This is a genomic window from Luteimonas aestuarii (assembly GCF_004357985.1).
In the GTDB taxonomy this organism is placed as follows: Bacteria; Pseudomonadota; Gammaproteobacteria; order Xanthomonadales; family Xanthomonadaceae; genus Luteimonas; species Luteimonas aestuarii.
Genome location: NZ_SMTF01000017.1, coordinates 36,134 through 47,784, shown reverse-complemented (window position 1 = coordinate 47,784; position 11,651 = coordinate 36,134). Strand labels below are relative to the sequence as shown.

Sequence of the window (11,651 nt, the reverse complement as noted above, 5' to 3'; positions counted from 1 at the left end):
GCCGGCATGCCGTCGTGCGTGACCCGGGCCGTGGGCGCGGCCCTGCTGGCGGGGGTGGTGGCGCTGGCCGCCGCGCCCGCGCGTGCGGACATGGCGGAAGTGGCGTTCGAGCCCGCCGGCTGCCCCGCGCCGCTGTCCGGCGTGGCCGACTGCCACGTCGGCCGCGACGGCAACGGCGCCTGGCTGCTGGTGGCGATGCCGCGCGAATGGAACCGTCGGCTGGTCGTGCACGCGCATGGCGGCCCGCGCCTGGGCGGGCCGGGGCGCGACGATCCGCAGGAGGACCTGGCGCGGTACGCCGTCCTCGTGCAGGCCGGCTATGCCTGGGTCGGCAGCACCTATCGCCGCGGCGGCTATGGCGTGCGCGTGGCCGCCGAGGACGTCGACAACAGCCGCGCCGCGTTCTGGGCGCGCTGGGGCCGACCGCAACGCACCCTGCTGCACGGCCAGTCCTGGGGCGGCAACGTCGCCGCCAAGGCCGCGGAACTGCATGCGCTGGACATGGAGGGCGAGCCTGTCTTCGACGGCGTGTTCACCACCAACGGCCTGTTGACCGGCGGCACGCGCGCCTACGGCTTTCGTGCCGACCTGCGTGCGGTGTACCAGGCCATCTGCAACAACCATCCGGCGCCGGGCGAGGCTTCGTACCCGCTGTGGCAGGGCCTGCCGGCCGACGTGCGCATGACGCGCGACGCGTTGCGCAAGCGCGTGGATGCGTGCACCGGCATCGACCGTCCACCTGCGCGCCGCACCCGCGAACAGGCCGCGCGGCTGGCCGACCTGGTCGCGGTGAGCGGCATCGCCGAACCGCACCTCGTCGCGCACCTGGCGTGGGCCACGTTCCACTTCCGCGACCTGGTGCAGCGCCACCTGCGTGGCGGCAATCCCTTCGACAACCGTGCCACGGTCTATCGCGGGTCGCGTGACGACGACGCCCTGAATGCCGCGGTCGAACGATTCGACGCCGATCCCGCAGCGGTCGCGCGCCTGGCTTACGACGCCGACCTGTCCGGGCACATCGTGCTGCCGATGCTGACCGTGCACGCGCTCGGCGACGCGGTGGTGTCGGCGGACGCGCAACTCGCGTATGCCGACACCGTGCGCGCCGCCGGCAACCAGCACCTGCTCGCCCAGTTCGGCACCGACGAGAGCGACCACAGCCGCCTGCGCGACACCACCTACCTCGCGGTAGTCGCGGCGCTGGAGGCGTGGCTGGATGGTGGCGGACCCCCGGATGCCGCGCGTCTGCACGACGCCTGTCGCGCGCATGGTGGTGCAGCGGGCGATTGCACCTTCGTGCAGCGTTGAGCCACGCCGCACCCCATTCCGCGCCACGCGCTTGGTGCGCCGCGACAACCCTGCCTCCGGTCCCGGTTGCCTGGACCGGCTAGAATCCATGCTCCACCAGCGGCCCTGACACGATGTCCGACAAGCAGTCCAACCCGCCCGCCAAGACCAACACCGAAACCGCCGAAGACTTCCGCCAGGCGGCGCTCGACTACCACCGCATGGCGCCGCAGGGGAAGATCAAGGTCACGGCGACCAAGCCCATGCTGACCCAGCGCGACCTGGCCCTGGCCTACTCGCCGGGCGTGGCCTATGCCTGCGAGGAGATCGCCGCCGATCCCAACACCGCCCGCGACTACACCGCGCGCGGCAACCTGGTGGCGGTGATCAGCAACGGCACCGCGGTGCTGGGCCTGGGCGACATCGGTCCGCTGGCCGGCAAGCCGGTGATGGAAGGCAAGGGCGTGCTGTTCCAGAAGTTCGCCGGCATTGACGTATTCGACATCGAGGTCGACGAGAAGGATCCGGACAAGCTGGTCGACATCATCGCCTCGCTGGAACCGACCTTCGGCGGCATCAACCTCGAGGACATCAAGGCGCCCGAGTGCTTCATCGTCGAGCGCAAGCTGCGCGAGCGGCTGAAGATCCCGGTGTTCCACGACGACCAGCACGGCACCGCGATCATCGTCGGCGCGGCGGTGGTCAATGCGCTGGAGATCGCCGGCAAGAAGATCGGGGACGTGACCCTGGCCACCACCGGCGCCGGCGCGGCGGGCATCGCCTGCCTCGACATGCTGGTGGCGCTGGGCATGAAGCGCGAGAACATCACCGCGTTCGACCGCGGCGGCGTGATCCACACCGGCCGCACCGACCTGGACGAGGCCAAGCAGCGCTATGCGCGGCACACGCACCAGCGCGAACTGGCCGAGATCGTGGCCGGCGCCGACGTTTTCCTGGGCCTGTCCGCGGGCGGCATCCTGACGCCTGCGATGGTCGCCACCATGGCCGAGCGGCCGATCATCCTGGCGCTGGCCAATCCGTACCCGGAGATCCTGCCGGAGGCGGCCAAGGCCGTGCGTCCCGACGCGATCATCGCCACCGGTCGCTCGGACTACCCCAACCAGGTCAACAACGCGCTCTGCTTCCCGTACATCTTCCGCGGCGCGCTGGACGTCGGCGCCACCGGCATCAACGAGGCGATGAAGCTCGCCTGCGTGCATGCCATCGCGTTGCTGGCCAAGAGCGAGTCCAGCGACCTCGGCGCCGCCTACGGCGAGGAAGTGCCGAGCTTCGGGCCCGACTACATCATCCCGCGCCCGTTCGACCCGCGTCTGCTGACCATCGTCGCCGCCGCCGTCGCGCAGGCCGCGATGGATACGGGCGTGGCCGCGCGGCCGATCGACGACATGCGCGCCTACTGCGAGAAGCTGTCGCAGTTCCACATCCGCACCACGCTGGTGATGAAGCCCATCTACGACCGCGCGCGCGCCGATCGCCAGCGCGTGGTCTACGCCGAAGGCGAGAACGAAACCGTGCTGCGTGGCGTGCAGACGGTGGTCGACGAAGGCCTGGCCTTCCCGATCCTGATCGGCCGTCCCGACGTGATCGAATCGCGCATCCAGCGCCTGGGCCTGCGCCTGCGCGCCGGCGTGGATTTCGAGTTGACCAACCAGGACGACGATCCGCGCTTCAACGAGTACTGGCAGCACTACCTGCAACTCACCGAGCGCCGCGGCGTGACCCCGGAAACCGCGAAGAGCCTGCTGCGCTCGCGGTCGACCCTGATCGCGGCGGTGATGGTGGATCGCGGCGAGGCCGATGCGCTGATCACCGGGCTCGTCGGCCGCTACCACAAGAAGCTGGGCTACATCCGCAGCGTGTTCCCGCTCGACCCGGGCGTGCAGAGCACCTCGGCGATGACCGGCGTGGTCAACGACCGCGGCCTGTGGTTCTTCCTCGATACCCACGTGCAGCCCGACCCCACGGCCGAACAGATCGCGGAGAGCACCATCCAGGGCGCGTACCGGCTGAAGCTGTTCGGCATCGAACCGAAGATCGCGCTGTTGTCGCACTCCAATTTCGGTAGCCACGACAACGCCAGCGCACGCAAGATGCGCAAGGTGCGCGAGATCCTGTCCGCGCGCGCGCCCAAGCTGGAAGTCGACGGCGAAATGATGGCCGACACCGCGTGGGACGAGGATTTCCGTCGCCGCATCTTCCCCAACACCACGCTGGAAGGCCGCGCCAACCTGTTCGTGATGCCCAACCTCGATGCGGCCAACATCACCTACAACATGGTGCGGGTGATGACCGACGGCGTGGCGCTGGGCCCGATCCTGATGGGCATCAGCAAGCCGGCGCACGTGCTCACCACCGCATCGCGTCCGCGCCGGGTGGTCAACATGACCGCGATCGCGGCGGTCGAAGCGCAGATCCGCAAGCAGTTGCTGGCGCAGGGCTGATCCCGGGCTCCCGGGCTCCCGCTCCCCCGCGCCGAGCGTGGTGCGGGGGCGACAGGACCTGCAGTGCGTGGAAGCGGCCCCGTTCCCGCCGCTTCAGCCGGTCGTGCCCAACAGCCTGCGCAGCAACCCCGGCAGCATCCCCATGTCGTCCTTCATCACCAATGCATCGGCCGGGGGCGGTTCCGAACCCGGCGCATAGAGCGAGCCGGTCATGAACACGAAGGGCAGCGACGGGTCGTGCGCGCGCACGATCGCCAGCGCCTCGGCGCCGGAGAAGCCGGGGATGTTGACGTCCGACAGCACCACCTGCGGTTCGAAGGCAGCCAGCGCGTCCTGCAGCGTCGGTGCCGCATGGACGCGTTGGCACGCGACCGCCAGGCCTGCATCGCGCAGCGCGATTTCCGCGAGTTCGGCGTCGTCGCGCGAATCGTCGACGATCAGCACACGCCAAGGGGCCCGTGCCTGCACCGCCCGGGTCGATCTCTGCGCCACGCGTCAGTCCTTCTTCGGCGGCTCGTTGAGTACCGCCCAGAAGCGGCCCAGCGTGCGCACCGCATCGAAGAACTGGTCCACGTCCACCGGCTTGACCACGTAGGCGTTCACGCCCAGGTCCCAGCTGCGCGCCAGGTCGCTTTCCTCGCGCGACGAGGACAGGATCACGATCGGCAACCCCTTGAAGCGCGGCTCCTTGCGCAGCTCGGTCAACACCTCCAGCCCGTCCATGCGCGGCATCTTGATGTCGAGCAGCAGCACGGCGGGCTCGCCTTCGCCGCGGTCGGCCCACTTGCCCCGGCGCAGCAGGTAATCCAGCGCGTCCACGCCATCCTCGACGTGCACGATGGGGTTGGCCAGGTGCGCTTCACGCAGGGCATCGATCGCCATTTCGGCGTCATGCGGGCTGTCTTCGGCCAACAGGATGGTGCGCAGGTCGGTCATCTCGGGGTCTCGTTGGAATTGGGCGCGTCGCCCGTGGCGGGAAGGGTGAAATGGAAGGTGGCGCCGGCGCCGGGCTCGGCCTCGGCCCAGATGCGGCCGCCGTGGCGCGACAGCACGCGGCGCACGCTGGCAAGTCCGATCCCGGTGCCGGGGAACTCGTTGGCGCTGTGCAGCCGCTGGAATACGCCGAACAGCTTGCCGGCGTACTGCATGTCGAAGCCGGCGCCGTTGTCGCGCACCTGGAAGTGGTGCGCGCCGTCGGCATCGCGCGAGCACGCCACCTCGATCCTGGCGGGTTCGCTGGCCTGGCTGTATTTCACCGCGTTGCCCAGCAGGTTCAGCCACACCTGGCGCAGCATGTTCTCGTCGCCCGCCACCACCGGCAGCGGCGCGATGCGCCATTCGATGCGGTGGTCGGGGTGGTCGCTGGCGCTGTTGGCGTCCAGCATCGCGCGCGTTTCCGACGCCAGCGACTGCATGTCCACCAGCTGCGTGCGCATCGCGCTGCGGCCCAGCCGCGAGTACACCAGCAGGTCGTCGATCAGGGCGGACATGCGCCGCGCCGACGACACCATCACTTCGAGGTAGTGGCGGCCCTTGTCGTCCAGCGATTCGCCCAAGTGGCGGCCGAGCTTGTCGCCGAAGCCTGCGATGTGGCGCAGCGGCGCACGCAGGTCGTGCGACACCGAGTAGCTGAAGGCCTCCAGCTCGCGGTTCACGTCGGACACCTGCTCCACCTTGCCTTCCAGCTGGCGGTTGAGCTCGCTGATCTGGCGTTCGTTGGCCTTGGCCAGGCTGACGTCGCTCGCGGTGATCAGCACGACGTCGTCGTCGCTGTCGGGCAACGGCATCGGTCGCGCATTGATCAGCATGGTGCGCTGGATGCCGTCGGCGGTGTGCTGGCCCTGTTCGTGGTCCCACAACTCGCGGCCGCGCGAGAGCACGTCGCGCAACCGGCGCAGGGTCGGCTCGTCGTGCCAGGCGCCGCCACCGATTTCCGCCAGTGGCTCGCCGTTCGCAGTGCCGTCCACGCCGTACAGCTCCGCGAACGCGGCGTTGTGCATCACCACGCGCAGGTCCCTGTCGGCCAGTACGATCGGCTCGCGCACCGTGTCCAGCACCACGCCGGCGCGTGCGCTGGCGCGTGCGGCATCGCTTTCCGCGCGCTGCCGGCGCATCAGCTGGCGCGAGCCGAACCAGGCCACGCCGCCGAGCAGCAGCAACTGCCCCAGCATCGACGCCCACAGCGCGAAGTCGCCCTGCCGGTCGGCGCGGCGCGACTCGTCCTGGCGCGTGGCCAGCAGTTCGCGTTCGTGGTCGAGGATCTCGCGGATCAGGTGGTGGATCGGGTAGCGCGCCACCAGCCCGTCGATGTCGGCGGCGGTGGCATCCTCGCCCGAGTCGATGACGCTTTCGGCGTATTCCATGCGCCGCACCACGCTGGCCTGCAGCGTACCGATGCGCACCTGCTGCTCCGGGTTGTCGCGAGTGAGCGCCTGCAGCCGCGCCAGCGCGGGCATGATGCGTTCGCGACTCACGTCGATCCGCTCGCGCAGCGCGTCGTTGTCCACGCCTGCCGCCAGCGACAGCGCCGCACTTTCCAACGAACGCACCGACCCGGCCAGCTCGAACACCGTCGACTCCACCTGGGTGGTATGGATCACCGAGCGCCAGGCCGCTTCGGAACTGTCCGTGGCCTGCCGCAGCAGCAGGAACGGCACCACCACGATCAGCACGACAACCGTCGCCAGCGCATAGATGCGCCATTGCGAAAGCGGGCCGGGGGCTGGGGCAGGTGTGGTCAAGGTTCAGGATCTGGTGGCGGGCGGGGAAGGGTGCCAAGGCACGAGGCGCCACCCCGCGCCAGGACGTCCCGGGAGACCCGGAACTCCGTTGGCTGCACGCGATTCCCCATTCCCCAGGCAGGCGATGATCGCCGAGCGAAGGGCGGGCTGGCAATCGGTCGCTGCGGGGCGAGGCATGCGGGCGCCATGATGGGGCGGCCCTGTGCACGCGGCGCGAAGGACGCGCGCGAGATGGCCCGCGTGTTCTCCGTGCAGGACCACCGGTGCGGCCTGCCACGCCTCCGACGGCGCTTCCAGCCAATCCTTTCCGCGGGATGTTTTGTCCGCAGGGACAACCACTTGCAGCTGAAACCGCAACGATCCGCGCAGCCGGCCCCTGTTAGAATCGGTGCTCTAAATCCCATGACAACAGCGCGGCCGGCGGGCTGCGGCGGAGTGAATCGATGAACTGGCTGAACGACGTGCTCGCGAACGATCCCAACCCCAACGAAACCCGGGAGTGGATCGAGTCCCTCAAGGCCGTCATCGACAACGGCGGCCCCGAGCGCGCGCACCAGCTGCTCGAGGACATGGTGGAACTGACGCGGCGCGCAGGCGCGCACCTGCCGTTCTCGCCCACCACCGAATACGTCAACACCATTCCCACGCACCTCGAACCGAAGATGCCGGGCGACGCCACGCTGGAGTGGAAGATCCGCTCGATCATCCGCTGGAACGCGATGGCGATGGTGGTGCGCGCCAACCGCAAGCCCGGCGACCTCGGCGGCCACATCGCCAGCTTCGCCTCCAGCGCCACGCTGTACGACGTGGGCTTCAACCACTTCTTCCGCGGCCCCGACGGCGACCACCCCGGCGACCTCATCGCCACCCAGGGCCACAGCAGCCCCGGCATCTACGCGCGCGCCTTCCTCGAAGGCCGCATCAACGAATCGCAGATCGACCACTTCCGCATGGAAGTCGACGGCCGCGGCATTTCCTCGTACCCGCATCCGTGGCTGATGCCGGACTTCTGGCAGATCCCCACCGTGTCGATGGGCCTGGGGCCCATCGCCGCCATCTACCAGGCGCGCAACTGGAAGTACCTCGAGTCGCGCGGGCTGATGCCCAAGAGCGACCGCAAGGTGTGGTGTTTCCTGGGCGATGGCGAGACCGACGAGCCCGAAAGCCTGGGCGCGCTGTCGATCGCCGGCCGCGAAGGCCTCGACAACCTCTGCTTCGTCATCAACTGCAACCTGCAGCGCCTCGACGGCCCGGTGCGCGGCAACGGCAAGATCATCCAGGAACTCGAGAGCGTGTTCCGCGGCGCCGGCTGGAACGTGGTCAAGACCATCTGGGGCAGCTACTGGGATCCGCTGCTGGCCAAGGACCACCAGGGCATCCTCAAGAAACTGATGATGGAGACCGTCGACGGCGAGTACCAGAACTGCAAGGCCTTCGGCGGCGCGTACACCCGCGAGAACTTCTTCGGCAAGTACGAAGAGACCGCGGCGATGGTCGCCAGCCTCTCCGACGACGACATCTGGCGTCTCAACCGCGGCGGCCACGACCCGCACAAGGTCTACGCCGCCTACGACAACGCCATGCAGACCAAGGGCATGCCCACGGTCATCCTGGCCAAGACGGTGAAGGGCTACGGCCTGGGCAGCGCCGGCGAAGCGCTCAACCCCACGCACAACACCAAGAAGCTGGACGACGAAGCCGTGCGCGCGTTCCGCGACCGCTTCAAGATCCCGGTGGACGACGAGCAGCTCAAGGACGGCAACATCCCGTTCTACCACCCGGGCGAGAAGTCCGAGGAAGTGCAGTACATGCGCGAGCGCCGCAACGCGCTGGGTGGCTTCCTGCCGCAGCGCCGCCGCAAGGCCGACGAGAAGATCGCCACGCCCAGGCTCGACGTGTTCGAGCGCCTCACCAAGAGCACCGGCGAGCGCGAGATGAGCACCACCATGGCGTTCGTGCAGTCGCTCAACATCATCCTGCGCGACAAGCAGGTGGGCCCGCGCGCGGTGCCGATCGTCTGCGACGAAGCGCGCACCTTCGGCATGGAAGGCCTGTTCCGCCAGATCGGCATCTACGCGCCGGAAGGGCAGAAGTACAAGCCGGTCGACCGCGACCAGCTGATGTACTACCGCGAGGACACCACCGGCCAGGTGTTGCAGGAAGGCATCACCGAGGCCGGCGCGTTCGCCTCGTGGATGGCCTGCGCCACCAGCTACAGCACCAACAACCTGCAGCTGCTGCCGTTCTACATCTACTACTCGATGTTCGGCTTCCAGCGCGTGGGCGATGCCGCATGGCAGGCCGCCGACATGCGCGCACGCGGCTTCCTGCTGGGCGGCACCGCCGGCCGTACCACGCTCAACGGCGAGGGCCTGCAGCACGAGGACGGCCACAGCCACCTGCTCTCCGGCGCCATCCCCAACTGCCGCAGCTACGACCCCACCTTCGCCGGGGAGGTCGCCGTCATCCTGCAGCACGGCATGCAGCGCATGATCGAGGAGCAGGTGGACGAGTACTACTACCTGACCCTGATGAACGAGAACTACCCGCACCCGGAGCTGCCCGAAGGCGCGGCCGAGGGCGTCATCAAGGGCATGTACCTGCTGAAGGATGCCGGCAAGGCGAAGAAGGGCGAGCTGCGCGTGCAGCTGATGGGCAGCGGCACGATTTTGCGCGAGGCGCTGGCCGCGGCGGAACTGCTGGACAAGGACTTCGGCGTGACCGCCGACGTATGGAGCTGCCCCAGCTTCACCGAACTGCGCCGCGACGGCTACGACGTGGAGCGCTGGAACCGCCTGCATCCCGAGTCCAAGCCGCGCACCGCCTACGTGACCGAGTGCATCGAATCGCGCCCTGCAGGCCCCGTCATCGCCGCCACCGACTACGTGCGCAACTTCACCGACCAGGTGCGCGCCTTCATCCCGCGCACCTACACCGTGCTGGGCACCGACGGCTTCGGCCGCAGCGACACCCGCGCCAACCTGCGCCGCCATTTCGAAGTGGACCGCTACTACATCGCCCACGCCGCCATCGACGCACTGGCGAAGGACGGCAAGATGACCGCGAAGGACGCCGCGCGCGCCATCAAGCTCTACAAGCTGGACCAGGACAAGCCGAACCCCATCGGCGTCTAGAGAACGCTCTACCCCCTCCTCCGCTTGCGGGGGAGGGCCGGGGGGGGCGCTCCTGAATCCCCAGGAAGCCCCGAATCGCAAGGATGCGATATGCCACCGAAGATCCGCGACATCCGCGACATCCGCGACCTGCGCAAACGCGACGGCTGGAGCGAAGTCGCCCAAGGTGGCAGCCACCGCCAGTCCAGGCATCCAGTCAAACCCGGCCCGGCGACTGTCCCGGGCAAGCCGGGTGATGATGTGCCGCCCGGTACGCTCAACTGCGTCTTCAAGCAAACCGGCCTCAGGAGATAACCGCCTGCGCTACGCGGTGGTCATTGAAACGGCGCAGTCCAACTATGCAGCTTACGTGCCGGACCTGCCGGGCTGGGGGTAAAAAGGTCAGGTTCATTTTCCGGCCGTATCGCCCTCTGCTGCCACCTCCACGCGAGAGCAGTCTTCGCCTGTCGCCACTTGTCGTCACCCGTGGCGGCTACTGGTGCCAGGGTATCGGGCCGGGAGGCGCCGACCAACGCTGGCGAGGTACGCTGAAAGACAGCACCTCACCCGTTGACGTGGCAATAAAGATCGTAGCTTTCGATCCGCCCGACCGCATTGATGGCAGCCAGCACGTCGGGGCGGGCCAGGAAGGCCTGCTTGTATGCGCGTTCGCGGACCTGGATGGGTAGCGGTTCCGGGAGCCGGCAGTCCTGCGCCCATTCCAGTACCTGCGTTCGTTGCCTTTCGGACAGCAGCAGGTCGTGCATCAGGGCTGTCGCACGATCCGGCTGCCCGTCCCAGACCAGCGCTTCCAGGTACCTGATCGGCGCGTCGTCGACGAGCCCGGACAGTTCGTCCAGCGCTGCGATGGCCCCGGCTCGGTCGCCGAGCTGGAGCGCGGCGCAATGGCGGATGGACGCCCGGACAGCCCGGCCGTAGGCGCTGATGTTCTCCTCGCCGGCGCTCTCGGCCGCGGCGAGTGCCGCGTCGGGGCGGCCGCGGTCGCACTCGAGGTTGCCCAGGTTGAGTGCCTGGCTGACATTCGGAAGGCCATCCTCGCCCAGGCGGCTGGCGCGATGCAGCTCGGCGACGGCTTCGTCGATACGGCCCGTCCTGCGCAGGGCCAGGGACTTGTGGTTCATCAGCCAGACCTGACGATCCGGGTCGGTGAACAGTGGGGCATCCAGTGGTGCGGAGGCCATGCGCGCGAGGGTCGCGTCGCTCAGGTCGATGACCTCCGCGTGCCGTCCGCCGAGCAGGAGCTGGTGGCCGAGCGAGACGATCGGCTCCAGCTGGTCCGGATAGACCGCCACCAGCAGTCGCATCCGCTCGATCTCGCGGGCGTTGGCCTGGGTCACGTTGGCACGCCAGCTGGACGGGTCGAGCAACGCGTCGAAGCGTCGGTCGGCGCGCATCTGGATCAGCGTTTCCGGATCGGTGATACGGCGCGCGACGATCCGCGCCCGATCCACGTCCCCTAGGGTCAGGCGGTTGCGTGCCAGCTGGAACCAGACACCGCTCGGCGTGCCCGCGCTGCCACCATTCCAGTTGGCATCGAACAGCGCCTGCTGGAAGGCCACGCGTTCGGCCGTGCTGGTGTCGCCTAGCTGCGCGAGCGGGTACAGGAGGTCCGGGCGCAGGTTGGGCAGCAGCTCGGGCCAGCGGCCAATCAGTACGGTCATGGCGCGTGCGGCCGTGTCGCGGTCCTGCTGGTCCAGGGCGACCAGGCTCATGCGATACCAGTCGTCGGGATCGTCGCTATCCAGTTCGACAACGCGTGCATACCGGGCGGCCGCGACGGGCAGGCGCGCATTCCGGGCCGCGCTCCATGCAGCGGCCGACAGGAGGCGGCGGCGCTCGTCCTCCGGCAACTGATCGAAACGCGCGTCCGCGATCACGTCCTCGAACCGGGAATCCGCGCGTGCGTAGGATTCCGCCTGCGCCGCGGTCCACGCCTCCAGGACTTGCTGCCGATAGAACGTCTCTTCCGGGGCATGGGCCCGCGCGAGGCTGCCCACGGCTCCGGCCAGGAGCACGATCATTGCCGC

The 11,651-nt window shown here is 68.8% G+C and carries 8 protein-coding genes; 4 read left to right on the top strand and 4 right to left on the bottom strand.

Annotation, left to right across the window (positions count from 1 at the left end; all coding sequences use genetic code 11):
- Positions 1 to 6 precede the first annotated feature (6 nt).
- Positions 7 to 1,308 carry a hypothetical protein gene (locus tag E2F46_RS15365; protein ID WP_133323466.1) on the top strand — a complete coding sequence of 434 codons (1,302 nt, stop codon included), beginning with the start codon at positions 7 to 9 and terminating at the stop codon, positions 1,306 to 1,308.
- Positions 1,309 to 1,421: 113 nt separating this feature from the next.
- Positions 1,422 to 3,749, top strand: a complete 2,328-nt coding sequence (locus E2F46_RS15360) for an NADP-dependent malic enzyme (protein WP_133323465.1) — start codon at positions 1,422 to 1,424, stop codon at positions 3,747 to 3,749.
- 93 nt (positions 3,750 to 3,842) lie between these two features.
- Here the strand turns inward: E2F46_RS15360 and E2F46_RS15355 are convergent, their stop codons facing one another.
- Genes E2F46_RS15355 through E2F46_RS15345 form a run of 3 tightly spaced genes read right to left on the bottom strand, consistent with a single transcriptional unit; the run spans position 3,843 to position 6,490 of the window.
- Positions 3,843 to 4,241 (bottom strand): response regulator, encoded by a 399-nt coding sequence (locus E2F46_RS15355; RefSeq protein ID WP_133323464.1) that lies wholly within the window; start codon positions 4,239 to 4,241, stop codon positions 3,843 to 3,845.
- Between the two features lie 3 nt (positions 4,242 to 4,244).
- Positions 4,245 to 4,685 (bottom strand): response regulator, encoded by a 441-nt coding sequence (locus tag E2F46_RS15350; protein WP_133323463.1) that lies wholly within the window; start codon positions 4,683 to 4,685, stop codon positions 4,245 to 4,247.
- Positions 4,682 to 6,490 carry a sensor histidine kinase gene (locus tag E2F46_RS15345; RefSeq protein WP_243720464.1) on the bottom strand — a complete coding sequence of 603 codons (1,809 nt, stop codon included), beginning with the start codon at positions 6,488 to 6,490 and terminating at the stop codon, positions 4,682 to 4,684. The genes E2F46_RS15350 and E2F46_RS15345 overlap by 4 nt, the downstream gene beginning before the upstream one ends.
- 443 nt (positions 6,491 to 6,933) lie before the next feature.
- Between E2F46_RS15345 and aceE the strand changes: the two genes are divergently transcribed.
- Together aceE and E2F46_RS15335 are read left to right on the top strand one after the other, a co-directional pair.
- The gene (gene aceE / locus E2F46_RS15340; protein WP_133323462.1) at positions 6,934 to 9,624 is read left to right on the top strand and encodes a pyruvate dehydrogenase (acetyl-transferring), homodimeric type; all 2,691 of its coding nucleotides are present in this window, start codon (positions 6,934 to 6,936) and stop codon (positions 9,622 to 9,624) included.
- 90 nt (positions 9,625 to 9,714) lie between these two features.
- Positions 9,715 to 9,918 (top strand): type II toxin-antitoxin system HicA family toxin, encoded by a 204-nt coding sequence (locus E2F46_RS15335; RefSeq protein ID WP_133323461.1) that lies wholly within the window; start codon positions 9,715 to 9,717, stop codon positions 9,916 to 9,918.
- 248 nt (positions 9,919 to 10,166) lie between these two features.
- Here E2F46_RS15335 and E2F46_RS15325 read toward each other — a convergent pair whose 3' ends face one another.
- A complete protein-coding gene (locus tag E2F46_RS15325; protein WP_133323460.1) occupies positions 10,167 to 11,645 on the bottom strand; it encodes a tetratricopeptide repeat protein in 1,479 nt (492 codons plus the stop codon).
- Positions 11,646 to 11,651 lie beyond the last annotated feature (6 nt).

Bases quoted from the DNA above. Each gene is read 5' to 3' on its own strand.
- E2F46_RS15365 (WP_133323466.1), top strand. From the start codon at position 7: ATGCCGTCGTGCGTGACCCGGGCCGTGGGCGCGGCCCTGCTGGCGGGG.
- E2F46_RS15350 (WP_133323463.1), bottom strand. From the start codon at position 4,685: ATGACCGACCTGCGCACCATCCTGTTGGCCGAAGACAGCCCGCATGAC.
- E2F46_RS15325 (WP_133323460.1), bottom strand. From the start codon at position 11,645: ATGATCGTGCTCCTGGCCGGAGCCGTGGGCAGCCTCGCGCGGGCCCAT.
- E2F46_RS15360 (WP_133323465.1), top strand. From the start codon at position 1,422: ATGTCCGACAAGCAGTCCAACCCGCCCGCCAAGACCAACACCGAAACC.
- E2F46_RS15335 (WP_133323461.1), top strand. From the start codon at position 9,715: ATGCCACCGAAGATCCGCGACATCCGCGACATCCGCGACCTGCGCAAA.
- aceE (WP_133323462.1), top strand. From the start codon at position 6,934: ATGAACTGGCTGAACGACGTGCTCGCGAACGATCCCAACCCCAACGAA.